The organism is Polyangium sp. 6x1, assembly GCF_029946515.1.
Lineage (GTDB): Bacteria > Myxococcota_A > Polyangia > Polyangiales > Polyangiaceae > Polyangium.
In genome coordinates, this window is the sequence record NZ_JARZHH010000044.1 from 60,118 (window position 1) to 84,759 (window position 24,642).

Here is a 24,642-nt window from a genome sequence, read left to right on the forward strand (position 1 = left end):
GGCAGACAGTACACGACAGGGCTGCGGTGACGGAAGTCCCAGGCGCGCGCCTCGCGCCGGCGCCGTCAGAATTTGCCGGTGACCGTGAGGAACGTGAGCTTGTCGTTCGTCTCGCGGAGCCGTTGCGTCAGCATCCGGACGAAGCTCCAGAGCACCTCGTAGGCGAGGTCCTTGTGCAAAAAGAGCAGGTCCTCGAAGGCGTCCTTGGGCACCGTGAGCAGGCGGCAGCGCTCGTGGACGCGGGCGTCGGCCGAGCGCGGCGCCTCGTCGAGCAGGCTCATCTCGCCGAAGACCGAGCCAGGCCCGAGCACCGCGAGCGCCTCCTCGCCCATGCCGGGCACCTCGCGGCTGATGCGCACCTTGCCTTCGAGGATGATGTAGAGCTTGTCGCCCGGATCTCCGTGCTGGAAGATCTTCGTCCCGAGCGCGTGGGATTCTTCGTTGGCGACGCGCGAGATCAGCTCGAGCGCCTGGGTGGTGAGCCCCTCGAACAGGGGCACCTTGCTGAGCTTCTCGATGCGTTCGGCGACGTCCACGTGTCCGCGGAGGATAATGAGGCGCCGCGCGGAAAGGAAGCGCGGCGACTCGGCCGCGGCGGATCGCGGCCCCGCGTGCGAAACGAGGCCCGCGCGTGCGCGTGGGTCAGCGCGTGAAGCGCACGCGGATCGGCGGCGTGGCGGCCACCATCGGCGTCCCGGACCGGTCGAGCGCGGGCGTGTAGCGCCGCGACAGGGCGCAGAGGCGCGCGGCGCGGCCGAAGCCGTAGCCGGGATCGTTGACGACCTTCACGGATTGCGGCGAACCGTCGCCCCGCACCGTCACGATGATCGACACGACGGCCTGATCGATCTGCTCGGCGTCGGCCTCCGGCGGGAAGGGACAATCCCAGGCGGAGCTACCGACGAGGCCCGCGGCCTTCGACATGTCCGGCCCCGTGGGCGCGGGCGGCGGACCGCCTTTGCCCGTGCCCGTGCCGCCCTCTTTCCCGTCGAGCGAGGCGGACTTGTTGTACGTCGGGGCCTTCCCGGTCCCCGCCGCGCTCACCATCCCGTAGCCCGGCCCCTCCCCGGTGCCGCTCACGAAGCCTTGCCCCGTCATGTCCACGGGCTCTTCTTCGTCCGGCTCTTGCGTGAGCACCTTCGCGGCCTGCGAGGGCGGCGGCGGAGGCTCCGGGTTCTTGTCGGGGACCTCTTCGTCCGGCGCCTTGTCGGCCTTCGGCTGGGGCACGGGCGGCGGGGCCTCGGGCTCCGGCTCGGGCTCCGGGGGTTTTTCCTCGGGCTTCGGTTTGTCTTCGTTCTTCGGCGTCAGGTCGATGTCGTACTCGGTCCAGAAGAACTCGTGCAGACCTTGACGCATCTCGACGACCGCGCGGCGCATGTCGAAGAGCGCGGTCATCGCGCGCGCGGAGGCGTAGCCGTGGGAGAGCAGCGCGAGCACGAGCCCGATCGCCGTGCCCGTCTTCGCCGCGCGATCTCCGAGCGCGACGACGGGCGCAAGCGGATCACGGTCGCGCTCGGCGGAGTTGTGGAACGGGCCTCCCCCCATCACGACTCTGTTCGCCGCCGAGCTCATGATCGATTCATCTCCAAGGTTCGGGCGTGGAGCTCCGCGTGGCCTGACGGAGCCCCTCGAGTTCAAGCGAAACTATCACGGCGTCACGGGCACGGGCGGCGCGGCCGGAGCCGCCTTGCCGTCCTCGGCGGGCACGGGCGTCACGCCGAAGGCGATCTTCGTGATCCCGGCACGCTTCAAGAGATCGAGCGCGTGAAGCACGCGGCCGTGCTGGACCGTCTGCTCCGCGCGGATGACGGCGCGCAGATCGGGCGTCTTCGCCTGCGCCTCCTTCGCGAGCGGGAGCGCGGCGTCGTCGTTCGGCAGCTTCTTGCCGTCGATGACCATGTCTCCGTTCGCGCGGAGCTCGACGCTGAAGACCATCTGCACTTCTTGCCCCGACGCGGCCTTCGGCAGGTCGAGCGGCAGGGCCTGCGACACGATGATCTTCGCCGTCACCATGAAGATGATGAGGAGCACGAGGGTGATGTCGACGAGGGGGGTGACGTTGATCCCCTCGACCATGTTCTCCTCGTTGTTCGAGCTCGACGCGGCCATCAGCCGTTCTCCTCGCTGGACTCTTCCTCGTCCTCGCCCTTCTTCGCGGCCTTCTTGTTCTGCGCGCCGTTCGTCTTCGCGGGCTTCGCCTCGGCCTTCTTGTTCGCGGACACGGCGAGGGCGATGTCCTCGACCGCCTCCTCGAGCGCGCTCTCCTTCTCGCCGTGCAGATGCGCGAGCAGGACACGCGTCAGCGCGTCGGTGTTCGCGACCGTCGAGCGGATGATGCGCTGGAAGAAGTTGTTCGCGGCGACGGCCGGGATGGCGACCGCGAGGCCGACGGCCGTGGCGACGAGCGCCTCGGCGATGCTCGACATGACCTGCTGCGGCGCCATCGCCGCGGAGGCGGCCTGCGCGAGCGGCTTCTCGGCGGCCTTGCCGAGCGCGTCGAACGCGCCGACGACGCCGATGACGGTGCCGAAGAGGCCGATGAACGGAGCGTTGTTGCCGAGGGTGCCGAGGTAGGCGAGGCGCCGCTCGAGCTTCATGCGCTGGAGCGCGAGCGCGCCGGCCATCGCCTCTTCGGCCGCCTTCGGCCCGCGATCGGCCTCGACGAGGCCCGCCTTCACGACGGCCGCCTCGGCCGAGGGCGAGGCCTCCATGCGCTTCTGCGCAGCCTCGATCGAGTCCCTCAGCGCGTTACGCAGGTCCCGCGCCAGCACGACCACGTCGTCCCGCAGCGACCAGAAGAACCAGGCGCGCTCGAGGATGATCGCGATGCTCACCACGGAGAGCCCGATCATGAGCCACATGACCCAGGCAGCGCCGAAGCCGACCATGATGCGCTGCAGCCACTCGATGAGATTCATCTTCCGGTTGTGCCTTTCAGTCGTGGGCCGTTGCAGCCCGGGCTTTTGATGTGGTTCACACGCCCTCTCGACGAGGCTCGAAGCGGGCGCGAAGCGGCGCTAAGCGGAATCGGAAGGCTCGGAGGAGGACTCGTCGCCTTCTTCGCCACCCTCCGCGTCGCTTCCTCGGAACGTCGCATCGGCGATCTGACAAGCGGTGGCGAGGACCGTTGTGGCGTAGCCACCCTTCGGTAGCACAAAAGAAACAGTGAGCCCGCCGGATGCGTCAATCGGACGCACCAGCATGTCGGCGACCATGAGCCGCAGCGGGCGTCGGGTGCCCTCGCCGAGGGCGCGGAAGGCCTCGAGTCGGCTCGCGTCGGGCAGCACCGTGGCGAGCACTTCGCGCTCGATTTCCCGCGGTGCGCCCTCGGGCCAGCGCATCTTCGCGCCGAACATCGGCCCCGTCGGCGAGATGGCCCCGGCCTCGGCCCGCGCCTTCGCATCGTCGAGATCACGCCCCTCCGCGGGCACGGCAAAAATCCCGCCAGAGTCGTGCTTCTTCGCGATGTCCCCCGGCAGCACGGCGGCCCAGGTCCCGGCGGCCACGCGCCGCGCGAGCACCTCGTTGAACAGCATCGACTGCAGCGCCGAGAACAAGAAACGCTGCTCGCGCCGATCCCGCGGCCCCCGCTCCTCGCCGCGCAGCCACGCGAGCGCACGCGCCGGGTTCTGCCCGTCGCGTCCGAATCGTTGCGGCCCAAACGAGTTCGGCACCCCCACGCGGCCCGTCTCCGCGAGGCGCTCGCCGACCCGCGCGGCGTCCTCCGGCGCGAGACCGCGCAGCGTGATCGTGAACCGATTGCCCACGAGGTGACCCGGCTTCAGCTTGTTTCCGTGCCGGCTCGCGTCGAGGATCTCGACGCCGGGCAGCGACACCTGGGCGAGCTTCGCTTCGGCGTCCTCTGCGATCGGCACCTGGATCGAGATCGTCTGCGTGGTGATCGCGTTGCGATCCTTCATCCCGGCGAAGCCCGTGCTACGCGGGTCGGCGCCGAGGGCGCGGGAGAGATCACGCACCACGTCGAGCGTGTTTTTTCCCGTCTTGCGCAGGGTGACGTAGAGGTGCTCGCCCTTGCCGCTCGGCGCGTACGCGGGGATCTCCTCGACGACGAAGTCCTCGGGGCTCGTACGGATCTTGGCGATCGGGAGGGGCGCCTGCATGGGCGGCAGAGGTTGACCGAAAACCGAGGCCCGTCCAAGCGACCACGGCGCATTTGCCCCGACCGGAAGCTTTCGGTATGAGTCGACGAGGTGGCTCGCTCGTCCTTCATGGCGCCATGAAGCCCTTCGTCTTTTTCCGCTCTCCTCCGGCTCTGGGCCTCGCGGCCGTCGCGCTGCTCGCGGCGACCTTGCCCGCGCCTTCGGAGGCGGAGGCGAAGGGGAAGAAGTGCGCCGAGGGCATGGTGAGCGTGGCCGGCAAGTACTGCATCGACACGTACGAGGCGCACGTCGTCGAGATCGTCGGGAAGAACAAGACGAAGGCGCACTCGCCGTACCAGCCCATCGCGGGCCTCCGCGTGAAGGCCGTGAGCAAGAAGGGCAAGGTCCCGCAGGCGTACATCAGCCGCGATCAGGCCGAGGAGGCGTGCAAGAACGCGGGCAAACGCCTCTGCGCGGACGACGAGTGGATCGGCGCCTGCAAAGGCAAGAAGCCCACGACGTTCCCGTACGGGAGCGATCACGTCTCCGGCGTCTGCAACGACGGCGGTTTCTCCTCGTTCAACGCGCTTTACGGCGTCGCGGGCGGCCCGCCGCCGCAGGAGGCGTACACGTTCGCGAACATGAACGACGAGCGCCTCAACCAGATGAAGGGCACGCTCGCGAAGAGCGGCGCGCACAAGAAGTGCAAGTCGAGCTACGGCGCCTTCGACATGGTCGGCAACCTGCACGAGTGGACCGCCTCGAAGTCGGGCACGTTCCGCGGCGGCTACTACCTCGACACGCACCAGAACGGCGACGGCTGCGACTACAAGACGACCGCGCACAACGCGCGGTACCACGACTACTCGACGGGCTTCCGCTGCTGCCAATGAAGCCAGAGGGTGTGCCCCAAGCGTCGCGAGCTGCGCAGCAGCTTGGGGAATACCCTTTCAGAGTTCGTGCGGCATGAGATCGCGCGGGCTTCGCCAGTACTGAAGCGGCGAGTACGCGAGCATGTTCGACACGCGCGACGTGTAGATGCAGGCGAACTCCTCGACCTGATCGCCGAAGCTGCTCGGCTCGATCGATTCCTTCAAGAGCGAGCCCCAGTAGGGGTGGAAGCGCTGATCGATCTCGCGCTCGAGCTTCGTCGCCTCCGCGTCCACCGCGCGCAGCATGCCGCGGATCCGCTCCACGGCGCGCTTCGCCCTCCCTCGCTCGGCCTCGTACGAGATGCCGTTCCCGCTCCCGTTCGCGTGCCCGTTCTTCGCCGCCTGCGCCGCGTCCTCGATCTTGCGCGTCAGGTCCTTGTACCGCTGCTGGTAGTACCGGAGCTGATCTTCGAGCTCGTCCCGCCGCTGCTCGAGCTCCGCGCTCTTCTGGTGCTCCTCGCGGCACATCTCGTGCGCGATCACCTCGGCTTCCATCTCCTGGATGATCATCGCCGTGCGCCAGGCCGACTCTTTCTTGGACCTCAAAATATCGCCGTAGATGTGATCGCCGACGTAGAGGATCCGGTCGCCGCCGATGCCGAGGGCGGCTTCGAGGTCGTGCAGGTTGCCGCCCTCGTAGATCACGCCTCGTTCGAGCGGGTACGTCGCGGGGCGCAGGTTCTCTCCGTCCCGTTCGAGCAGCGGCCTGCGCTCCTGGAAGAACGCCGGCTTCTGCGCCGCCACGATGATCAGATCGAAGTAGTGGCGGAAGCTCGGGTACTCCGGCATCGCGTCGCCGAGCAGGTACGTCATCATCCGCTCGGTGTAGGGCCAGCGCGAGTTCGTCAGCAAAAAGAGGCGCTTGCCCGCCGAGCGCAGCTTGTGCAGCGTCGGCGCGAGCAAGGGGTCGCGATCGATGAACCGCGGCAGATCCCCGAGCACCACGTCCAGGATGGACCCATCGCGGTGCGCCTCGTCGATGCACTCGCGGATGTCCGTGAAGAGCGTCGCGTAGTCGAGCTCGATGCGACGCGCCTCGAACGCCTCGACGATCCCCGTGTAGAGCGCGACCTCGCTCAGCGCGTAGAGCGTGTCGATGAAGTGGTAGCGGCCGGTGTTCGGCTTGACGCGCTTCTGGTGGTAGAGCGAGCGGAGCTCCTCTTTCGTGAGCTCACGCAGGCCGTGGTAGCCTTTGTGGACCACCTTGAAGCGGTCCATCTTGAGGACGTTCCCGGCCTTCTTGTCGATCAAGAGCCCGCGGATCGGGAAGTCGATGGGCCAGGTGATCCCGCGGAGGACGTCCTCGTCGTAGCCGCGCTTGGCGAGCTTGGGGATCACGGCGTCGATGGACAGCTTGTCCATCTCGACCTGGTTGTAGATCGCCAGGGTGTAGTCCATGTCGAACCCCACCCAGTCGATCCCCGCCATCTTCAGGTTGCGGTTCACGAACACCCGACGCGTGCGCGGGATTCGCGCCGGCGCGGTCGGGGTGAGATGCCCCTCGAACGGTAGAGAGAGCTGTTCGAACGCCACGGGACCCACAGCCATCCTACCTCATCCGCAGCACATAGGCGCGCCGTCCACGTTGCACGCGTGCGTTCTTGTTCCAGCCCGCTCCTCTTCGCTCGCTCGTCCGCCTTCTCCGCGAGCCGCCCGTGCCCGCTCGGCCTCCTTGCGCTATCGTCGGCCTGCACCTTCCGCCCCAGGCAGCGATGACGAAGAACAGGGAGAGCGGCCCGCTGCGGCGCCCCACGTCGTGGTGGCTCGGCATGCTGCGCAGGCGGGCCGAGCGGATGTACGAAGAGAAGCTCGATCTCGGTGAGCCCATCGTGTGGGCGTCCGAGGCGGAGCGGCAGGCGGCGATCGCCTTCTTCAACGCGGCCTTCCGCGCCGAGGAGTCGGGCCTGCGCCAGGCCCACGAGCTCGCCGACGAGATCGCCTCGTGGGATCCCGAGCTTGCCGAGTGCCTGCGCCTCTACGGCGACGAAGAAGGCTGGCATCGCGAGCTGATCACCGAGTTCCTCGCCTACCTTGGCGGTGAGGTCCGCCCGATGGGCCGCGTCACGGGCACCTTCTACCGCCTCTACGGCCGGGCCAAGCGCATCGAGACGATCGTCCTCACGAACCTCATGTTCGAGACGATCGGCTCGACGACCTACCGCCTCGCGTTGCGCCGCGCGCGCCACCCGGCCGTGCGCCACATGCTCACGATCCTCACGCGCGACGAGTCCTTCCACGTCCCGCTGAACGTGCACTTTCTCCGCGAGACCCTCGCGCGAAACCCGGGCACCTCGCGCCTGCGCCTGCAGGTGATCCACGACGTGCTCTTCGTGGCGCTCCTGCTCTCGTCCTACGCGAGCCGCCGCCGCGCCGAGGCCTTCGATCACATCCCGTTCCGCGTCCTCTGCCGCGGCTACGCCGAGCACCTCGCGCGCCTCTTCGTGAAGGAGGACGATCTCCGCCTGCATCCGCCGCGCCTCGTGCTCTGGCTCTTCGGCCTCACGGACGAAGCGCTCCGCGAGGGCGAGGACACGTCGGCGGTGAGCGTGCGCGCCGCGGAGGCCGCCGTGGATCGCGAGCGCGTCGCGGTCACGGCGCTGTGAGCGTCCCGGCCATCCGCACCCGCGGCCTCTCCCGCGTGCACGAAGGCGGCCGCGACGCGCGCCGGGCCCTCGCGGACGTGGAGATCTCCGTCGAGGAGGGCGAGTTCGTTTGTGTCCTCGGCCCGAGCGGATCGGGCAAGAGCACCCTGCTCGCCGTGATCGGCGGGCTCGATCGTGGCTACCAGGGACAGGTCGAGCTCTTCGGCGAGGACCTCGGCCGCATGAGCGACGCCGCCCTCGCGCGCCTGCGCGGCGAGCGCATCGGCTTCGTCTTTCAGCACTTCCACCTCTTGCATCACCTCACCGTGATCGAGAACGTCACGACGCCCGCGCTTTTCGATCCGCGCGGCGACGATGAAGGTTGCGTCGCCCGCGCGAAGGAGCTCCTCGAACGGCTCGGCCTCGCCGATCGGGCTGGCGACACGCCCGCCGAGCTCTCGGGCGGGCAGCGGCAACGCGTGGCGATCGCGCGCGCGCTCCTCCGCAAACCCAAGCTCCTCCTCTGCGACGAGCCCACCGGCAACCTCGATGAAGCCACGGGCGCGCGCATCATCGAGCTCTTCGAGGAGCTGCATCGCGAGGAGCGCCTCACGATCGTGGCCGTCACGCACGAAGAGCGCCTCGCGCGCGCCGCGAGCCGCATCCTCCGCCTGCGCGACGGCCGCGTGGATGCCGCGAACGAGGAGCCCGCATGAAGCTCGCCGCCCTGGTCCGCCTCGTGCGCCGCGACCTCGCGCGTGCGCGCCGCGCCCTCGCTGGCAGCGCCTTCGGCATCGCCGCGGGCACGGCCACGCTCGTGTTTTTCCTCGCCCTTGGCCTCGGCGTGCGCTCCGTTCTGCTCGGCGAGGTTTTTCCCATCGATCGGATCGAGCTCGAACCACCAAAAGCCAAGGATCCGGGCCTGCTCGGCTTGCTCCTCGGCGGCGGCGGCGAGCCCACGGGGATCTCGCCCGACGACGTCGCGAAGCTCGCCGCGCTCCCCGGCGCCTCACGCGTTCGTCCCAAGCTCTCCTTCGCCTTCCCCGCGAGCGCGCGCGGCGGCCGCGAGATCCTCGGCCACGACGTCGGCGCCGGCGAGCTGCCCGGCGACGGCATCGATCCCGCGCTCGCCGCGAACGACGTGAAGCCCGGCCTCTTCGTCGATCCGATGGACACGCCCGGCCCCGCCTGCACCGACGACGCCGCCTGCGCCGGCGGCGCGTACTGCGAGCGCGCGGAAGGCGCGGCCGAGGGACGCTGCTCGGCGCCCGTACCCGCGATCGTCAGCCGTTACCTCGTCGAGATCTTCGACAAGAGCATCGCGCCTGCGCACGGCTTTCCGGCCGTCGGCGAGACGCTCCTCGGCCGCGCGCAGGGCATCACGTTCACGATTCGCCTCGGCGAGAGCCTGCTCGGGCGGGCCAAGCTGGGCAGCCCTCGCACGATCAAGGCGCGCATCGTCGGCATCTCGGGCAGCGCCACCGACCTCGGCCTCACGTTCCCGCTCGGCGTCGTTCGCCGCTGGAACCGCGAGTTCGGCGGCGACCGCGCGGCCGAGCGGTATTCGAGCGCCGTCGTCGAGGCGCGCTCGGGCGCCGAGGTCGCGGGCATCATCGACGCGGGCGCGCGCATGGGTTTGTCCCCGAAGGACACACGCGCGCGCGACGTGAGCGTCCTCGTCTCGGGCGTGATGGCGCTGCTCTCGCTCGTGGCGGGCATCGTCCTCGTCGTCAGCGCGTCGAGCATCACGCAGACGTTCCGCGCCCTCGTCCTCGAGCGCCGCGCCGAGATCGCCCTGTATCGTGCGGTCGGCGCCACGGCGGGCGAGATCGGCGCGTGGACGGTCTCGCTCGCGGCCGTCGTCGGCTTCTTCGCGGGCGCCGTGGGCCTCCTCGTCGCGCGGATCCTCGCATTCCTCGCCGACTGGGCTGCCGCCGAGAAGCTCCCGGACTTCCCGTTCAAGCCCGACACCTTTTTCGCGTTCCCCTGGTGGCTCTGGCTCCTCGGCATGGGCTTTTCCATTCTGTTTTCGGTCCTCGGCGCCATCGGCCCCGCGCGGGCTGCCGCGAAGGTCGATCCGGCGCGGGCGCTCGCGGGGAGCTAAACCGGCTTCGTCACACTTCGCCTGTCTCCACCGATAGGGGACAGCGCCATGCCTCGATCCCTCCTATTCCTCCTCCTCCTCGCCACGATTCTCTTCACCGCGACCTCGGCCCAGGCCGCCGAGCCGCTCGTCATTCAAGTCATCGTCCCCCTTTGCTCGAATGCCCAGATCGATTGCGGCAGCAACGTCGCCGGCGATCCCGACCGCCTCGACACGAACCTCTACTGGGGCGCTGCCTTTGGCCACCGCCGCTACTTCGATCGCAAAAAGAGCGGCTTTTCCCGCATCGCCATCCTCTCCGCCGAGGGACCGCGCCTCGAACGCGTGATCTATCGCCGCCTCGTCCCGGCCGAGCCTTTCGGCGGCAAACCCGGCGAGACCCGCGAGCAAATCGTCGTGCTCGACGCCTACCACGGCGACTCCATCGATCGTGCCGTCGAGGCCTTCTGGCGCCTCGCCACCCGCGGCGGACGAATTCATTTCCGCGACGGCGACAAAGATCGCGACGAGCGCATTTCAGTCGCCGGCTACGCAGGCCACAACCGCCTGATGGACGGCGTGCGCCTCCCGCCCCCGCCAAACCCTGACGAGCGCGCCCGTGCCGTTCCTTCGTTCGTCCTCGCCTGCGACTCCGAGCCTTATTTCGGCCCCGCCTTGCGCGCCGCGGGCTCGGAGACGTGGCTCATGACCCGCTCGCTCATGGCCCCCGAGGGATACGTCCTCGACGCCGTCGTCACCGCGGTCGGCGAGCATGCGCCTCCCACCCTCATTCGTGATCGCGCCGTCGCCGCCTACGCGAAATGGCAAAAGCTCTCCCGCGGCGCCGCGGGCACCATCTTCGCAAAGCCCCGCTGATCACCGCCCGCCCCGCGGATTCTCCTGAGGCTCGGGTGGCGGGACGAACGAGCCCATCGTCACCTCTTTTTGACCTCGAACAGATGCGCGCCGTACGCCGGCAGCTCCACGTAGAGCCCGCGCCGATCATCGAGCAGCTCGTCCCCGCTGCGCCGGTATTCCTTGCCTTCGATGCGGTCGACGAGCTGCACGTTTCTCCCCGCGATCCCCGCGAGATCCAGCGTCAGCTTGCATTGCCCGCGCGACGGGCCGAAGTTCACCACGACGACCACGGCGCTCGCCCGTGAATCCCAGCGGTAGGCGATGAACGATTCGAAGCTCGTGCTCCCCGGCCCCGCGGTGCGCGGCGGGACCATCGCGAAGCGGCCGCGCCGGAGCACGTCGAGCTTCATCGCGGACAAGAGCGCGTGGTGAAACGCGACGCTCGCCTCGTCCACGCGCTCGTCCGCGCGCCGCGCGAGCTGCACCGGCGCCCGGACCTTTCGCCCTTCGAGCTGCCCATCGTGGAAAAACCGCATCCCCGGCGCGGTCCCGAGCAGCACCGTGGCCGCCTTGCGCCGATCGGGCGGCAGCGCGGACGCGATTCGCGGCTCGTCGTGGTTTTCCAAGAATCGCGCCGAGCGCGCCTGGTAATCGAACGACCCGGAGAGGTGCCCGCGCACCGCGTGCGCCGAGCCGTGCAAGAGCCGGTCGTACATGCTCTTGTCGTACGTGTAATCGAATCCGAGCGTCTGCAGCCGCCATTCGAGGTCCCAGTACGCCTCGGCGAGCAGCACGAAATTCGGATATCGCTCCCGCACCGCGTCGATCGCCTCGGCCCAGAACTCGCCCTCGGCCTCCCGCGTCCCCTCGGCGCGCCGCGCGTGGGCCCACGTCCGCCGGAACACGTCGGAGAGCACGAGCATCGCCATGTCGCAACGCACGCCGTCACAACGCGAAGCGACGTCGACGAGCGCCTCGATGGACGCAAAGCGCGTCTCTTTCGCGCGGAAATCGAGCTGCGCGGTGTCGGTCCAGGGCGGAAAATACGGATCCTTCCCGCACGCGATCCGCCCGTTCGCCTCCCGCACGAAGAGCTCCGGCCGCTCCGTGATCCAGTGGTGATCGCGCGCCAGGTGGTTCGGCACGAAATCGAGAAGGAGCCCGATCCCGCGCGCCCGGAGCCTCTCGCGCAGCACGGCGAGCGCCTCGTCTCCGCCGAGCGACGGATCGACCGCGTACCGCGCCACCGCGAACGGCGATCCGATCACGTCCGAAGGCTCGAGATCGGGAAGCGCCCGCTCGTATTCGGCGCGCAGCGAAGCGGTCTCCTGCGCGATCCTCGGCCCGATCGCGCCGAGGGTCCAGACGCCCATCAGGTACACGTAATCGAAGCCGAGCCGCGCGAGCCGATCGAGCTCCTCGTCGGGCACGTCCGCGAGCGTGACGCGCGCGCCTTTCGTACGCCCGAGATCGTGGAGCCACATGCGCGCGAAGATCTCGTACAGGGCCGGACTGTGAACGCTCGTATCACCAAGGATCATCGGTTTTTCCCCCCGATCAGGGACGCCATGTCCCGCGCGACCTCCGCCGGGACGAACCCACGTTCGTCGAGGCCGCGCCGCGCATGATACGCCTTTATCGACCGGGCGAACCCCTCTCGATCGATCCCCGCGCCCTTCGCGGCGCCGCCGGGCAGCTTCTCCTCGAAAAACCGCGCGGGGAGCGTGTCCTCCGCGGGCGTCCACCCCTCGCGCTCGTTGAACAGCCGCCGCACGAGCGTGATCCGTCCGGCCGCGCGCGCGAGCTCCTCCGTCTCGAACGGCAGCCCCGTCACGGCCCGCAGCATCTCCGCCGATTCCCCGAAAAAATCCTCCAACGCCCGGCGCAGGAACTTGCACAGGATGAGCGCATCCATCACCGCCGCCCGATCCTCCGCCGCCACGGCGTGCGCCGCGGATTCCTCGCTCGCCTCGAACCGATTCACCTTCCCCGAAAAATCGGCCTCGTACGCCCCGCTCCGGTTGTGGTCGGCGCCGCGCGTCCCCACCGCGAAGCCGAGCGCCATCGTTTGCAGCGCGCGCGGCTCGTAGCCCGGGATCTCCAGCCCTTTCACGTGAGGCGCGAACGACGGCGCCTCCCCGCCCAATCTCTCCGCCGCGCGCCGGCTCCCCTCCGCGAGCAAGTCCCCGAGCGCCGTCCGCCGCCGCGCGATGTCCTCGAGCAACACGAGCATCCGCTCGCCCGCGCCGAACCGCAGATCCCGCGCCTCCTCGGCGAGCGGACCCGCGGGCAAGAGGCCTCGCTCGGCGCACTCCATCGCGAACGCGATCGTCCCGCCCGCCGAGATCGTGTCGATCCCGAGCTCGTCGCACGCCGACGACGCCCGCAAGACAACCTCCGGATCGCCGATCCCGCAGAGCGGCCCGAGCGCGAAGAGGTTCTCGTATTCCATTTTGACGGGCCGTTCGCCCGGACGAACCTCGAAGAAATGCTCGCACCCGATCGTGCAGCTCTTGCACGAGCCCCGACCTCGCTCGCGCGTATCGTGCAGCGCCTCGCCCTCGATCCGCCGCGCCTCCTCGAACGTGCTCGCCTGGAAATTACGCGTCGGCAGCGCGGCGAGCCGGTTGAACGTCGAGAGGTTCGCCACGGTCCCGAGCGAGCGATACTTCTCCGTCGCGGGCCCGAGCGATCGGCGCGCGAGATCCTTCGCGATGCGCAGCGTCGCCTCCGCATCGGCGAGCGGCACGGGCCGGCTGCCGCGCACGCCGATCGCCTTCACGCGCTTCGCGCCGAGCACCGCCCCGAGCCCGCCGCGCCCCGCGTGACGCCCCTCGTTCGCGATGCCCGCATAACGCACGAGCCGCTCGCCCGCGACGCCGATCACCGCGAATCGATGCTCCGGATACGCCTCTCGGAGCCGCGCGCTCGCCTCCGAAATCGAAACATCACGCCCCCATAGATCCGGGCAAGGCACGACCTCCGCGCCCTCCTCGTCGACGAGCACGATCGACGGCTCCGCGGCTTCTCCGACGATCACGATCGCATCGAGCCCCGCGCGTTTGCCCGCGATGGCGAACGACGACGACGAGAGCCCGTCCGAGATGCGCCCCGTGAGCGGCGATTTCGCCACGAACGCGAGCTTCGCCGAGGTCGTGAGCGGCGTCCCGACGAGCGGCCCGAACGCGAGCACGAGCGCCGCCTCCGGCCCGAGCGGATCGAAGCGCGGCGGCGTCTCGCGCGTGAGGAGCAGCGCGCCAAGCCCGACGCCGCCGACGACAGCGCGCCGCGTCGCTTCCTCCAGCGGCACGTGCTCGGCGCTCGGGCGGCCGAGGTCGACCCTGAGGTATCGCTCGAAATAACCGCCGCGCCCCATGCACGGTTTCTAACCGCCTGCGTCGGCGGATACCAGCACCACGACGTCCCCGTCGCCGAGCGGCGTCTCCAGATCGGCCGTGATTTGCGCCCCGTTCAGCGCCACGAGCCAGCCCGGCGCGAGACGTCCGCCCGCGACGATCAACGGCTCGAGTGTCGGGCACGCGGCGCCCAGGGCGGCGAGCGCTTCGCCGAGCGAGCGCGCGGCGACCTCGATCGCTTCGCGACGGGCGCGCAGCCGGGCCACGCCGTAGAGCTCGATGGTCACCACACGGCAAACCTACCAGCACACCGCACGCGCGCCCCTCCAATCCCGTGAGGTTTTTCCTCGTCGCGCTTTTTGACGCATCCCGTCACGAACATCCTTGGAAATTCGTCGCTTGACGTTGCGTGGCTTCTCATGGTTTCACGTCCAACGAAGGCCGTGGGTCATTCCGGCAGCCCGCGCACGCGTTTTCGCGGGCTGGGGCGGTCAAGAAAGCCACCACCCCCATCGGCGGAGGTCAGCGCGATGCAACTTCGAAGGCGACAGCTTCCCCTCTTCCTCTCGATCCTCGCGGCACTCTTCCTGTTCGGCGCGGGCGCCTTCGCGGACGACTGGAAGCTCACCGGCACGGGGATCCGCGTCAAGACGGTGGTCCTCGTCGACGTGAACGTCTACCAGATCTCCCACTTCATCAAGGGCGAGGTCGGCGAGAAGTCGAAGAAGGGCGTGATCGACGCCGACATCGACAAGAAGTTCGAGTGGAAGATGAAGCGCGACGTCGACCACGAGAAGGTCGTGCAGACGCTGCGCGACGCGTTCGCCATGAACGGCTACTCGGACGCCGGGAAGATCAACAAGTTCCTCGGCGCGTTCTCGGCTGAGCTCAAGGAGAACGCCAAGATCTCGATCGTGTACGACGCGGCGAAGAAGGCCACCACGGTCAGCGTGGGCGGCGGCGGCAGCGCGACCGTCGAGGGCGTCGACTTCATGAAGGGCGTCTGGGCCATCTGGTTCGGCAAGATCGACCAGCCGAAGCTCGGCGACGCGCTCATCAGCAAGCTGTAAACGAAACGCGGCGCTCGAGGCTCCGCGAATAGGCCGGCTGCTCGTCACGACAGACGACGCCGGCCTTCGTTTTTCTGGGCGTCCTTGCTCGCCGCGGCTCCCGGCGACAAGCTCCGCGCTTCGCATGGCCCGCGCTCCTTTTCCACGCTCGGGGCTACGCTCGGACGAGCCGAGCTGCGCCCCAAACCCCTTCACCCAGCGAACCGACTGGGATCGCACCGAAAACCCGCTGACCACCCTTCTCGCCGACGCGAAGCGCTCGGGCCGCGACCTCACGGACCTCACGGAGTCGAACCCCACGCGCGCCGGGATCGTCGACACCGAGCCGCTCGTCGCCCTGCTCGGCCATCCCCGCGGCGCGACCTACGCGCCGCTCCCGCTCGGCCACCCGAAGGCCCGCGCCGCCGTCGCCGCCTCGTTCCACGAGCGCGGCCTGCCCGCCCGCGAGGACCGCGTCGTCCTCAGCGCGAGCACCAGCGAGGCGTACACGTGGCTCTTCAAGTTGCTCTGCGAGCGCGGCGATCGCGTGCTCGTCCCGGCGCCCTCGTACCCGCTCTTCGAGTTCCTCGCCCGGCTCGAAGACGTCGAGCTCGCCACGTATCCGCTCGTCCGCGAGGAGGGTTTTCGTATCGATCTCGACGCGCTCGATCGCGCTGCCGAAGAGGCCCAAGGACACGCGCGCGCCATCGTGCTCGTGCATCCGAACAACCCCACGGGCACGTTCGTCCGGCGCGACGAGGCGGACGCGCTCGGAAAGATCGCCGCGCGTCACGGCATGGCGCTCATCGTGGACGAGGTCTTCGCCGAGTATCCGCACGGCGTCTTGCCCGCGGATCGGCTCCCGAGCTTCGCGGGCGAGCGCGAGGCGCTCACGTTCGTGCTCGGCGGCCTCTCGAAGAGCCTGCTCTTGCCGCAATGCAAGCTCGGCTGGACGCTCGTCTACGGCCCCGACGCGCTCTGCGACGAGGCGATCGCGCGGCTCGAGCTCGTCGCGGACACGTACCTCTCGGCCTCGACGCCGGTGCAGCTCGCGCTCCCGGAGCTGCTCGCGGCGCGCGCCTCCGTGCAAGGGCCCGTCCGCGCGCGGACCGCGGAAAACCTCGCGGCGCTCGATCGCGCGCTCGCGGCCGCGGGGGAAGACGCCGCGGTCCGGCGCCTCCCCACGGACGGCGGCTGGTACGCGATCCTCGAAGTGCCGCGGACGCGCGACGAGGACGGCTGGGTCGAGGCGCTCGTGCGCGAGCACGGCATCGTCGTGCATCCGGGGTATTTCTTCGACATGGAGCGCGATGGATTCCTCGTGATCAGCCTGCTGCCGCGCCCGGAGATCTTCGCGAGGGCGATCGAGATCGTCGTCGGCGTCGTCGCGAAAGGTTGAGTGCCGCGGCGGATCGCCTGGACCGTCGAGCGGTCTGGCAACCGCTCGACGGTCCAGGCTCCTTCGTCCCGAGGGGGACGCCTCGCGTCCCCCTCTCGGCCAGGCGAAGCCCGGCCGATTCACCCCCCGAGGGAAGATCGCTTCGTGATCTTCCAGAGCGATGCTCTAGGATGCGCCGCATGCGCGAAGAGACCGAAGTCATCGTCGTCGGCGCCGGTCCGTCGGGGCTCTCCGTCGGGGCGTGCTTGCGGTCCCGCGGCATCTCGTTCGAGATCCTCGAGCGATCGGCCGAGGTGGGCTCCTCCTGGCGGAACCATTACGAGCGGCTCCACCTGCACACCGTGCAGCGCTTCTCCGCATTGCCGGGCATGCCCTGGCCTGCCGGCACGCCGACGTATCCGTCGCGCGCGCAGATGGTCAGCTACCTCGACACGTACGCGCACGAATTCGAATTGCACCCGCGCTTCGGCGAGGACGTCCGCTCGGCGCGGCGCGTGGACGGGGGGTTTGTCCTCCGCACCGAGGCGAACGAGTACCTGACGCGCGGCCTCGTGGTGGCCACGGGGTACAACCGCGTCCCCCACGTCCCGACCTGGCCGGGCGAGGCCTCGTTCGGCGGGCCGATCGTGCACAGTTCCCGCTACAAGAACGGCGATCCGTGGCGGGGCAAGCGTGTCCTCGTCGTCGGCGCGGGCAACTCCGGCGCGGAGATCGCGCTCGACCTCTGGGAGCACGGCGCCAAGCCGGCCCTCTCCGTCCGCGGCCCCGTGCACGTCGTGCCGCGCGATTTGACGGGCGTCCCCTCGCAGATCAGCTCGCTCTTCCTGTTCTCGCGCCTGCCGCCCAAGATCGCCGACGCGATCTCGCTCTTCGCGCTCGATCGGGTCCTCGGCGACCTCACGCCGTATGGCTTGACGCGCCCGAAGCTCGGCCCGATCTCGCAGGTCATCCTCGAGAAGCGGATTCCGCTCATCGACGTGGGGACGCTGGAGCTCGTCAAGCAAGGGCAGATCGACGTGGTGAAGGACGTGCGCTCCTTCGGCCCCGGCGAGGTGCATTTCGCCGACGGGACCACGCGCCCGTTCGACGCGGTCGTGCTCGCCACGGGGTATCGGACCGGGATCTCCGAGTATTTCGTGGACGCGGAGGGTTGGCTCGACGAACGGGGGTATCCGCGTTATTTCGGCGAGCCGGTGCCGGGGGCGCCGGGGCTCTTCTTCATCGGCTTCCGGAACCCGCTCACCGGCGCGCTCCACGACATCGCGATCGAGGCCGAGCGCGTCGCGGAGCACCTCGCCGGGGAGAAACGTTGAAATGGCCGAGCTCGATCACTGGCACCCTGTGCTCCTCGCGGACGAGCTCGGCGGCAAGCCCGCGCCCGTCCGCGTCTGTGATCGCGAGCTCGTCGTGTTTCGCGCCTCGAAGGGCGAGGCGACGCTCGGCGCGTTCGCCGACGTGTGTCCGCACCGCGGCATGCGCCTCAGCGAGGGGTGCGTGGAGGCTGGGCGGCTGGTTTGTCCCTACCATGGATGGTCGTTCGCGCCGAATGGCGAGGGCAGAAGCCCCGCCACGCCCGCGGCGCGCCCCTGCGCCGACGCCTTCGATGTGGTCGAGCGCTTCGGCCTGATCTGGATCAAGCGCCGCGGCTCCTCGGCCACGTTCCCCACGATCGACGTGAGCGGCTATCACCTCGTCGGCAAGACGCGGCATCGGGCCGACGCGCCGCTCGAGGTCACGCTCGACAATTTCATCGAGGTCGAGCACACGCCCGAGGTCCACGCGCTGCTCGGGTATCCACGCGAGCGCATGCCCGAGGTCATCTGCGAGGTGACGAGCACCGAGTCGAGCGTGCGCGTTTTCAACGAAGGCCCGCAAAAGGCGCTCCCGCGGCCGCTTTATACGCTCCTCCAGATCGAGCCCGGGGACATCTTCATCGACGACTGGACCACGTGGTTCTCGCCGGTCTACACCGTCTACGAGCAATACTGGCTCGATCCGGCGACGCGGCAGCAGCGGCCGAATGCCCTGCGGATCGCGATCTTCTTCGTGCCGGTCACGGCCGAGCAGACGGACATCTTCGCCATTTCGTACGCGCTCGCGCCTCCGTGGGAGCGCTACGGCCTCAATGCCTTCGCGTATCTCCTGACGCGCGCCTTCGTCGTGCTGGAGCTCCGGCGCGACGTCACGCTCCTCGGCAAACTCGCGGACAAAAAAACCGAGCTTCGCGGCCGGACCTTGAGCCGCTTCGACAAACCGCTCGGCCTCGCGCGAAAACGGATCGAGTCGATCTATCGCGGCCGCGGCTAGACGGATCGGTGCGCGCGCTTCACCTCGTCGGCCGCTTCGAGCGCCGCTTCCATCTCCTGCACGAGCTCGTCCGCGGCCTCCTGCTCCTTCGCGGCCTGCTCCTCCCGCATCGAAGCATCGAGCCGCGCCGAGGTCTTTCGCAGCGCCTCGGCGACCCGCTTTCCCTCCGCCGAGCCCGGGTCCACGCGCCGCTCGCTTAACGACCGGATCGCGGCGTCCACCGCGGGCGCGAGCGGCGCCGCCAGCACCGGATCGGCGCGCCGGAGCTTGTCTTTGAGCTCCCGCGCGAGCGAAAGCATTTGCCCCGCGGGCGAGGCGTCCCGCTTCTTTTTCCACGTCCACGCGGCGAAGCCGATCGCCGCCGCGATCGCCACGCCCGCGCCTGCTTGCAAATACGGCATCACGCCGGGCGCGACCGCCACCACGGGCGGCGGCGGCAGGACCGCCTCGATCCCCTCGCCGACGAGCGAGCCCTTGAACTCCTCCCAGCCCATGAGCCGCTTTTGCAGCGCGATTCGCTTGTTCACCACGAGGCACGGCGACTCGACGCCCGCCGCCGCGCACGCCTCCGCGCCCGAGCCCGTTGCGATGAGCTCCGCCTCGTGCGCGTCCACGCTTCGTTTCGTCAGGTGAAACCCGCCCGCCTCCACCTCGACGAGCCCCACCGGATCGACCGACGCGCCTCCGGGCGCCTCCTTCGGCCAGGTCGTCGTGGCCGCGTCGAGGATCGAGCCGTCGTGCTTCGACGTGTAAAATCCACGCAGGATGATGGTTTGTCCCGCCGTCACGTTCACGTGAACGGCGGGACGGTCGAGCGGGATCTCGAGGACGATCGGGTCGGACATGCGCGTCTCAGCCTACCGCAGGTGCGAGCGGCTCGCGGTCTCGAGCAGCATGGCGAAGAGGAGCGGATCGCCCATGCCCGTGCTCTGCGCCGCGTGCTCGCGCATGCGGGCGAGGCGATCGGCGTCCTTCAGGAAGAGCGGCTCGTCGAGGGTCTTGGCCGCCTCGCGCAGGATCGTCTCGCGCTCGGTGAGCAGGCTGATCGCGTACTGCTTGTCGCCCCCGACCACGTTCTGGGCCGCGCGCGCCAGCGTCTCGCCCGCGGCAAAGCCCTGGATCGTGCGGGCCACGGAGCCGTCGATCGTCGCGCCGCTCGCCGCGTCCGAGTCGGCCCACTCGATGTCGATCGGGAACTCCTCGGTCACGTTTTTCTTGGAAATGCGGTCCTTGTACTTGAGCTCGACCAGCGCGAGCTGCGACTTTCCGACGCCCGCGCCCGCGCGGAGCTGGAAGAGCAGCGCGTGGCTGTCGCCCGCGGCGAAGGCCGGGATGAAGAACCGCATGCCGCCCTCGACGTCGTCCTTGCGGTCCTGCTTGATGTTGTCGCGCTTCTCCGCTTGCTGATCCGCCGCGACCTCCTGCGCCCGCACGCGCTGCGCCTCGGCCTCCGAGAGCCGGCGCGAGCCGTAGACCTTGAGCAGATCGAAGCCCTTCTTCAGGCGCACGCGGACCTCGACGGCCGTCGCGGCCGGGTCGAGCCGCTTGTCGAGCTCGGTGCCGAGCGCCGGGGCGATCTGCGCCGCGTCGCGCAGGTAATAATAACCGCCCGCGCCGTCCTCGGCGATCGCGCTCATGAGCGCGCCGTCGTAGTCGGCGCCGAGGCCAAACGTGCTCGTTTGAATGCCCTTCTGGAACGCGTCGAGCGCGAGCTTCGAGATGCCGCCCGCCGACTTGATGCCGCTGTTCGCGCGGCCGTCGGAGAGCAGAAGGACGACCTTCACCGCGTCCTCGGGAATGGTCTTCGTCTCGGCCTGCGCATACCCGAGCTCGAGGCCACTCGAAATGTTCGTGCCGCCGCCCTCTTTGATCTCGGCGATCACCTTCTTGATGGCCTCGCGGCGCGCGCCGACGGGGCCGTCGGGGATCTTGACCTCGGCGTCGGTCGAGAACGTCACGAGGGAAAAGTCGTCGGTCGGAGCGAGCTTGTCGACGAGCGCGCTCGCGGCCTCGCGGGCCTGCTTGATCGACTCGCCCTGCATCGAGCCGCTCACGTCGAGGACGAGGTGCACGGAGAGGTGCGGGCGCTCGGCGGGTTTGTCGGGGCTCGATTTCAGCGTGAGGCGGAGGTGGAACGGGCTGCCCGAGGGCGGGAGCTTTCCGCGCTCGAGGCCGGACTGGATGCCGAGCGCCTTGCCCTTCGGGACCTCGAAGCCCGTGACGTAACGGGCGCCGACGTCCGAGACGAGCTCGCGCTCGCCCGGGGGGATGATTCCGCGCGCGACGGCGGATTCGAATGCGGCGAGGTGACCACCGCCGGGGCGGTACGTCGTGGCAAACCGGCCGTTCGGGTCGATCGTGGGCGCGTCGCTCGCGGCGGGCGGGATCAGCGCGGTCTCGGTCGGGGACACGGCGCCGCCGCCGGCCTTCTTGTCGGCCGCGGCGGCCTCGCCCGGTCCACGCGTGGAGCCCGCGCCGTCGCCGCCGCGGATGTCGAGTTTGGGGGCCTCCGGGGCCACGGGGGCCATGACGCCTTGTTCGCCCTTGGCGCGGGTGTTCGGCTCCGCGGGCGGCTCCTCCGAGGCCTTGGCGTTGTGCTTGCGTTCCTGCAGGCTGCAACCTCCGCCGAGGGCGCTTGCGAGGCAGAGGCCGGTAAGGATCATCGAGGTACCGCTCTTCGACATGCGCGACATGGTCATATCCCTCAGGCTCGAGACGTCGTGTCCGGTGCGGTTCGACGAGGCAGGGCCGCGGACGATCTACAGCGGCGCCCATGATCTTCGCCGATTTTCGAACGCAAGGGGAGCGGGAACTCGCGGGCTCGGCCGTTGTCGGTGCTGCCGCGACGTGTGTCAGCGGGCGCCGAGGCCCATGGCCGTGTCGAAGGCAAAGAGGAAGCTGCCCTGCAGGGCGACGCCCGCGCCAGCGCCGCGGACCCAGTCGTTCTTGCCAAACCCGACCATCAAGGCCCCGGCCGTCACGTAGAGGACGTCGAGCCCCGCATTCACGAGGAAGATCGTGCGCATCTTGCGGTCCTCGGCCTGCCAGTACGAAACGGGTTTGTCGAGGCCACGAAGCTTCGTGAGGCCGCGGTAGCCGAACCCGGCGATGACGCCGTCGACCGCGCCCCACGCGACGTTCTGAATGCCGATCGAGCGGGTGTAGTCGTCGCCCGCCGTGGCCCAGAGCGCGGCGCCCGTGGCGATGCTCGCGACGGCCCAGCTCGTGAGCACGGTCATCGCGCGCGTCTGCGTTTCGAGGTGCGCCTCGCGCGCGGCGATGGCCGCGGGATCGGGCGCTTTCGGCGCAGGCAGGGGCGCGGGCGCGAGCGCGGGGACGGGCGGCTCCGCGCGCGCGAGCGCAGGCGCGAGGAGCAAGGTGAGGGCGTGGATCCCGAGGGCGCGTCGTGGCATCGTGGTTTGGAATGTACCAAGACGAAGCGCTCCCCCGAAGACCCTTCCTCGGCCTCGAACTGCGGGCGCGGCCCGCGGAGGGCGCCTCGGAGGGCCTCGAGGTCGTGCGGGTGGCCGAGGGCGGGGCCGCCGCGCTCGCGGGCGTGCGTGCGGGCGATCGCCTGGTGGCGCTCGGCGACGCGACGGTGTCCGAGCCGCGCGCGCTCGTCGCGCTGGTGCGAGGCCTCGTGCCCGGCGCGCCGCTCCATTTCGAGATCGTGCGCGACGGCGCGCGCGTGACGCTCCCCGGCAAGGCGACGCCGCTGCCGGTCGAGCGTATCGCGGGCGCGGAGGTTCGTCTGGGACACGTGACCGTGCGGGGATCGTGGCGGCAAAGGACCTTTTTGGCGGTCCCGACGTCCGGAAAGCCGCCCTTCCCAGTGGTGCTTTTTCTCTCGGGCCTGGGTACGGCGTCCTGCGAGCTCTCGCAGGACCCGGAGGACCCGACGCGACGGCTCCTCGAAGGCCTCGCTGCCGCGGGGATCGCCACGATGCGCGTCGAGCGGAGCGGCGTGGGCGACAGCGAGGGTCCGCCCTGCCAAACCACGGGTTTTTTCCTCGAGGTGGATGCGTATCGGTCCGCGCTCGAAGCGCTCGCGAACGACCCGCTCGTGGGGCGGATCGTGATCTTCGGTCATAGCCTCGGGGGCATGATCGCGCCGCTGCTCGCGGGGGAGGGGACGGCGGCGCGTGGCGTCGCCGTGTTCGGCACGTCCTCGCTCAAATGGGTCGATTGCATGGCGCGCGCGACGCGGCGGCAGCGCATTCTCGCCGGGATGGAAGGCGAGGAGCTCGAAAGGTACGTCGCCGCGTGGAGCGAGATGCACGCGAGCGTTTGTCGGGAAGGCATGTTCCCGCGGGACGTCTTCGCGCGGCGGCCCGAGCTCGCGTGGCTCGAAGGGACGTCGTGCCACGGCGAGACGATGTTCGGCCGGCATGTCTCGTTGTTCCAGGAGCTCGAGCGGCTCGATCTCCCCGCGCTCTGGCGGACGACGAACGTGCCCGTGCTCGTGCTGCACGGCGGTTTCGATTACGCCGCCGGGCCCGACGAGGGGCGCATGATCGCGGACGAGATCGCGGCCGCGTCGCCGGGGCGGTCGCGTTTCGTGCTCCTCGACAAGGTCGGGCACGACATGCGCAGGCACGACAGTTACGCAGAGAGCTTCAAGAACCCCCGCGCCGGCGTGTGGGACGACGGTCTCCTCCGCGCGATGCTCGAATGGCTCTCGCACGAGGGGCTCGCGCCCGCCTGATCAGCGAAGGTCCTCTTCGACGAGGGCCCACGACGCGCGGTCGAAGGGCATCCCCTCGGCCGGCGCGACGCGGTGGACGCGCTCCTGTTTGCCCATGCGCTGCATTTCGAGGGCGCGGTGGTGGCAATACGGGTTGTTCCCCGGCTTGCCGAAGAGGGCCGTGGCCATCCAGGTGCAGCCGCCGCGACAAACCTCGCCGTAATAACAGCCGCGGCAATACCCCCAGCGCTCCTCCTCCGTGCGATCCCGCATGTGGCGGAGCGCGGACGAGCGCTCCCAGATGTCGCGAAGCGAGGCCTTTCGCACGTTGCCGCCGACCCAGGACTCGGTGGGCAGCGAGGGGCAGCCCTTGACGTCGCCGTTCGACTCGATGCCGAGCGTGGAGCGCCCCGCGCTGCACGATTCGGCGTGTTTTTCGGTGGTGTAGCTGCGCAGGAGGTGCTCGAACGGCCCGTAATACCCGATGTTGTTGCCGGCGAGCATCTTGACGCGCGCGGCGTCGGCGCGCTCCTTGAGCGAGGCGAGCCGCGGGAAGAGCTCCAGGAGATCGTACGGCTGCAAAAGGACGTCCGGCTCGTCGGCGGCGCGGCCGACCGGGACCGTGAGCTGCACTTGCCAGCCGTGCGCCGAGACGTCGAGGATCAAATCGAAGATCTGCGGGAGCTCGCAGAGGTTCAGGCGGTTCACCTGCGTATTGACGGCGACCGGGATCCCGGCTGCGCGGCAATTGCGGAGCGCCTGCACGGCCGCCGCGTAGGAGCCCGAGAGCCCGCGCAGCCGGTCGTGCGTGGGCTCGGTGCCGTCGATGGAGACGGCGATGCTCTGGACGCCGGCCTCCTTCGCCATGCGCGCGCGCTCCGGCGTCATGCCGCGGCCGCCTGTGACGAGCGTGCTTTGCATGCCCATGCGGCGTATTTCTCGGACAACCTCGATCCACGCCTCGTGCAGGTACACTTCGCCGCCGATGAGCGCGACCTCGCGCACGCCGAGCGCGGCCATTTGCCGGACGAGATCGGTGGCCTCCGCGGCCGTGAGCTCGTCCGGGCGCGGCGCGCCCGCGCGCGATCCGCAATGGCGGCAGGCGAGGTCACAGGCGAGCGTCAGCTCCCAGACCGCATAAATGGGGCGGCATTCGAGATCGACGTCGCGGACCTCGCTCGCGAGCGGGAGGTGCTTGCCACGCGCCTCGCTCGCCATCTGCCCGGCGCGCGGCAAGAGCGGCAAACCCCGGGGCCGCGACGCTTGCATGACGGCGGAGCGTTTCTCGGGGT

Annotated in this window: 23 protein-coding genes; 10 read left to right on the forward strand and 13 right to left on the reverse strand. The window is 69.6% G+C overall.

All coding sequences use genetic code 11. The annotated features are described in order from the left end of the window. Nucleotides 1-65 precede the first annotated feature (65 nt). The 5 genes from QHF85_RS32640 to QHF85_RS32660 form a co-directional block, all read right to left on the reverse strand. The gene (locus tag QHF85_RS32640; RefSeq protein WP_136933370.1) at nt 66-536 is read right to left on the reverse strand and encodes a cyclic nucleotide-binding domain-containing protein; all 471 of its coding nucleotides are present in this window, start codon (nt 534-536) and stop codon (nt 66-68) included. Between the two features lie 106 nt (nt 537-642). Then, entirely contained in the window at nt 643-1,572 is a 930-nt protein-coding gene (locus QHF85_RS32645) for an energy transducer TonB (protein WP_281331300.1), read from the reverse strand. A gap of 75 nt (nt 1,573-1,647) precedes the next feature. Continuing rightward, complete coding sequence (locus QHF85_RS32650) at nt 1,648-2,109, reverse strand: biopolymer transporter ExbD (protein ID WP_281331301.1); 462 nt, start codon at nt 2,107-2,109, stop codon at nt 1,648-1,650. Beyond that, on the reverse strand, nt 2,109-2,918 hold the full coding sequence (locus QHF85_RS32655) for a MotA/TolQ/ExbB proton channel family protein (protein ID WP_281331302.1): 810 nt from the start codon (nt 2,916-2,918) through the stop codon (nt 2,109-2,111). Before QHF85_RS32655 ends, QHF85_RS32650 begins: the two co-directional genes overlap by 1 nt. A 99-nt stretch (nt 2,919-3,017) precedes the next feature. Further along, nucleotides 3,018-4,121 (reverse strand): tRNA pseudouridine(13) synthase TruD, encoded by a 1,104-nt coding sequence (locus QHF85_RS32660; protein WP_281331303.1) that lies wholly within the window; start codon nt 4,119-4,121, stop codon nt 3,018-3,020. A 77-nt stretch (nt 4,122-4,198) separates the two neighbouring features. Between QHF85_RS32660 and QHF85_RS32665 the strand changes: the two genes are divergently transcribed. After that, nucleotides 4,199-4,993, forward strand: coding sequence for an SUMF1/EgtB/PvdO family nonheme iron enzyme (locus QHF85_RS32665; RefSeq protein WP_281331304.1), 795 nt, complete (start codon nt 4,199-4,201; stop codon nt 4,991-4,993). A 57-nt stretch (nt 4,994-5,050) separates the two neighbouring features. Here QHF85_RS32665 and QHF85_RS32670 read toward each other — a convergent pair whose 3' ends face one another. After that, nucleotides 5,051-6,565, reverse strand: coding sequence for an HAD-IG family 5'-nucleotidase (locus QHF85_RS32670; RefSeq protein WP_281331305.1), 1,515 nt, complete (start codon nt 6,563-6,565; stop codon nt 5,051-5,053). A gap of 179 nt (nt 6,566-6,744) precedes the next feature. On the opposite strand from QHF85_RS32670, the gene QHF85_RS32675 reads away from it, so the two are divergent. The 4 genes from QHF85_RS32675 to QHF85_RS32690 are packed head-to-tail and all read left to right on the forward strand — an operon-like array spanning nt 6,745 to nt 10,573. Next, nucleotides 6,745-7,635, forward strand: a complete 891-nt coding sequence (locus QHF85_RS32675) for a ferritin-like domain-containing protein (protein WP_281331306.1) — start codon at nt 6,745-6,747, stop codon at nt 7,633-7,635. Next, the gene (locus QHF85_RS32680) at nt 7,632-8,330 is read left to right on the forward strand and encodes an ABC transporter ATP-binding protein (protein ID WP_281331307.1); all 699 of its coding nucleotides are present in this window, start codon (nt 7,632-7,634) and stop codon (nt 8,328-8,330) included. The genes QHF85_RS32675 and QHF85_RS32680 overlap by 4 nt, the downstream gene beginning before the upstream one ends. After that, entirely contained in the window at nt 8,327-9,718 is a 1,392-nt protein-coding gene (locus QHF85_RS32685) for an ABC transporter permease (protein WP_281331308.1), read from the forward strand. Before QHF85_RS32680 ends, QHF85_RS32685 begins: the two co-directional genes overlap by 4 nt. Nucleotides 9,719-9,766: 48 nt before the next feature. Further along, nucleotides 9,767-10,573, forward strand: a complete 807-nt coding sequence (locus QHF85_RS32690) for a hypothetical protein (RefSeq protein ID WP_281331309.1) — start codon at nt 9,767-9,769, stop codon at nt 10,571-10,573. A 59-nt stretch (nt 10,574-10,632) separates the two neighbouring features. Here the strand turns inward: QHF85_RS32690 and QHF85_RS32695 are convergent, their stop codons facing one another. Genes QHF85_RS32695 through QHF85_RS32705 form a run of 3 tightly spaced genes read right to left on the reverse strand, consistent with a single transcriptional unit; the run spans nt 10,633 to nt 14,201 of the window. Then, nucleotides 10,633-12,096: an alpha-amylase family glycosyl hydrolase gene (locus QHF85_RS32695; RefSeq protein WP_281331310.1), complete on the reverse strand. Its 1,464-nt coding sequence runs from the start codon at nt 12,094-12,096 to the stop codon at nt 10,633-10,635. Continuing rightward, the gene (locus tag QHF85_RS32700) at nt 12,093-13,931 is read right to left on the reverse strand and encodes an aldehyde ferredoxin oxidoreductase family protein (protein ID WP_281331311.1); all 1,839 of its coding nucleotides are present in this window, start codon (nt 13,929-13,931) and stop codon (nt 12,093-12,095) included. The genes QHF85_RS32695 and QHF85_RS32700 overlap by 4 nt, the downstream gene beginning before the upstream one ends. A 9-nt stretch (nt 13,932-13,940) precedes the next feature. Then, the gene (locus tag QHF85_RS32705; protein WP_281331312.1) at nt 13,941-14,201 is read right to left on the reverse strand and encodes a MoaD/ThiS family protein; all 261 of its coding nucleotides are present in this window, start codon (nt 14,199-14,201) and stop codon (nt 13,941-13,943) included. 240 nt (nt 14,202-14,441) lie between these two features. Between QHF85_RS32705 and QHF85_RS32710 the strand changes: the two genes are divergently transcribed. The 4 genes from QHF85_RS32710 to QHF85_RS32725 all read left to right on the forward strand — a co-directional run bounded on the left by QHF85_RS32710 (nt 14,442) and on the right by QHF85_RS32725 (nt 18,666). Then, nucleotides 14,442-14,981, forward strand: a complete 540-nt coding sequence (locus tag QHF85_RS32710) for a chalcone isomerase family protein (protein WP_281331313.1) — start codon at nt 14,442-14,444, stop codon at nt 14,979-14,981. A 124-nt stretch (nt 14,982-15,105) separates the two neighbouring features. After that, nucleotides 15,106-16,359, forward strand: a complete 1,254-nt coding sequence (locus QHF85_RS32715) for a pyridoxal phosphate-dependent aminotransferase (RefSeq protein ID WP_281331314.1) — start codon at nt 15,106-15,108, stop codon at nt 16,357-16,359. Nucleotides 16,360-16,538: 179 nt separating this feature from the next. Then, on the forward strand, nt 16,539-17,672 hold the full coding sequence (locus QHF85_RS32720; protein WP_281331315.1) for an NAD(P)/FAD-dependent oxidoreductase: 1,134 nt from the start codon (nt 16,539-16,541) through the stop codon (nt 17,670-17,672). Nucleotide 17,673: 1 nt separating this feature from the next. After that, complete coding sequence (locus tag QHF85_RS32725) at nt 17,674-18,666, forward strand: Rieske 2Fe-2S domain-containing protein (RefSeq protein ID WP_281331316.1); 993 nt, start codon at nt 17,674-17,676, stop codon at nt 18,664-18,666. On the opposite strand, the gene QHF85_RS32730 is transcribed toward QHF85_RS32725, so the two are convergent. From QHF85_RS32730 to QHF85_RS32740, 3 genes are all read right to left on the reverse strand, one after another. After that, nucleotides 18,663-19,511 (reverse strand): hypothetical protein, encoded by an 849-nt coding sequence (locus QHF85_RS32730; protein ID WP_281331317.1) that lies wholly within the window; start codon nt 19,509-19,511, stop codon nt 18,663-18,665. The two genes, QHF85_RS32725 and QHF85_RS32730, sit on opposite strands and share 4 nt — an antisense overlap. 12 nt (nt 19,512-19,523) lie before the next feature. Continuing rightward, nucleotides 19,524-21,359, reverse strand: a complete 1,836-nt coding sequence (locus tag QHF85_RS32735; protein WP_281331318.1) for a VWA domain-containing protein — start codon at nt 21,357-21,359, stop codon at nt 19,524-19,526. A 159-nt stretch (nt 21,360-21,518) separates the two neighbouring features. Then, nucleotides 21,519-22,079, reverse strand: a complete 561-nt coding sequence (locus tag QHF85_RS32740) for a hypothetical protein (RefSeq protein ID WP_281331319.1) — start codon at nt 22,077-22,079, stop codon at nt 21,519-21,521. An 11-nt stretch (nt 22,080-22,090) separates the two neighbouring features. Here QHF85_RS32740 and QHF85_RS32745 point away from each other — a divergent pair, with 11 nt between their 5' ends. Continuing rightward, entirely contained in the window at nt 22,091-23,371 is a 1,281-nt protein-coding gene (locus QHF85_RS32745) for an alpha/beta hydrolase (RefSeq protein WP_281331320.1), read from the forward strand. Here the strand turns inward: QHF85_RS32745 and QHF85_RS32750 are convergent, their stop codons facing one another. Then, nucleotides 23,372-24,619, reverse strand: a complete 1,248-nt coding sequence (locus tag QHF85_RS32750) for a radical SAM protein (RefSeq protein ID WP_281331321.1) — start codon at nt 24,617-24,619, stop codon at nt 23,372-23,374. Between the last annotated feature and the right edge of the window lie 23 nt (nt 24,620-24,642).

Bases quoted from the DNA above. Each gene is read 5' to 3' on its own strand.
- QHF85_RS32645 (WP_281331300.1), bottom strand. From the start codon at position 1,572: ATGAGCTCGGCGGCGAACAGAGTCGTGATGGGGGGAGGCCCGTTCCAC.
- QHF85_RS32650 (WP_281331301.1), bottom strand. From the start codon at position 2,109: ATGGCCGCGTCGAGCTCGAACAACGAGGAGAACATGGTCGAGGGGATC.
- QHF85_RS32655 (WP_281331302.1), bottom strand. From the start codon at position 2,918: ATGAATCTCATCGAGTGGCTGCAGCGCATCATGGTCGGCTTCGGCGCT.
- QHF85_RS32660 (WP_281331303.1), bottom strand. From the start codon at position 4,121: ATGCAGGCGCCCCTCCCGATCGCCAAGATCCGTACGAGCCCCGAGGAC.
- QHF85_RS32665 (WP_281331304.1), top strand. From the start codon at position 4,199: ATGAGTCGACGAGGTGGCTCGCTCGTCCTTCATGGCGCCATGAAGCCC.
- QHF85_RS32675 (WP_281331306.1), top strand. From the start codon at position 6,745: ATGACGAAGAACAGGGAGAGCGGCCCGCTGCGGCGCCCCACGTCGTGG.
- QHF85_RS32685 (WP_281331308.1), top strand. From the start codon at position 8,327: ATGAAGCTCGCCGCCCTGGTCCGCCTCGTGCGCCGCGACCTCGCGCGT.
- QHF85_RS32690 (WP_281331309.1), top strand. From the start codon at position 9,767: ATGCCTCGATCCCTCCTATTCCTCCTCCTCCTCGCCACGATTCTCTTC.
- QHF85_RS32695 (WP_281331310.1), bottom strand. From the start codon at position 12,096: ATGATCCTTGGTGATACGAGCGTTCACAGTCCGGCCCTGTACGAGATC.
- QHF85_RS32700 (WP_281331311.1), bottom strand. From the start codon at position 13,931: ATGGGGCGCGGCGGTTATTTCGAGCGATACCTCAGGGTCGACCTCGGC.
- QHF85_RS32710 (WP_281331313.1), top strand. From the start codon at position 14,442: ATGCAACTTCGAAGGCGACAGCTTCCCCTCTTCCTCTCGATCCTCGCG.
- QHF85_RS32715 (WP_281331314.1), top strand. From the start codon at position 15,106: ATGGCCCGCGCTCCTTTTCCACGCTCGGGGCTACGCTCGGACGAGCCG.
- QHF85_RS32720 (WP_281331315.1), top strand. From the start codon at position 16,539: ATGCGCGAAGAGACCGAAGTCATCGTCGTCGGCGCCGGTCCGTCGGGG.
- QHF85_RS32725 (WP_281331316.1), top strand. From the start codon at position 17,674: ATGGCCGAGCTCGATCACTGGCACCCTGTGCTCCTCGCGGACGAGCTC.
- QHF85_RS32730 (WP_281331317.1), bottom strand. From the start codon at position 19,511: ATGTCCGACCCGATCGTCCTCGAGATCCCGCTCGACCGTCCCGCCGTT.
- QHF85_RS32735 (WP_281331318.1), bottom strand. From the start codon at position 21,359: ATGTCGCGCATGTCGAAGAGCGGTACCTCGATGATCCTTACCGGCCTC.
- QHF85_RS32740 (WP_281331319.1), bottom strand. From the start codon at position 22,079: ATGCCACGACGCGCCCTCGGGATCCACGCCCTCACCTTGCTCCTCGCG.
- QHF85_RS32745 (WP_281331320.1), top strand. From the start codon at position 22,091: ATGTACCAAGACGAAGCGCTCCCCCGAAGACCCTTCCTCGGCCTCGAA.
- QHF85_RS32750 (WP_281331321.1), bottom strand. From the start codon at position 24,619: ATGCAAGCGTCGCGGCCCCGGGGTTTGCCGCTCTTGCCGCGCGCCGGG.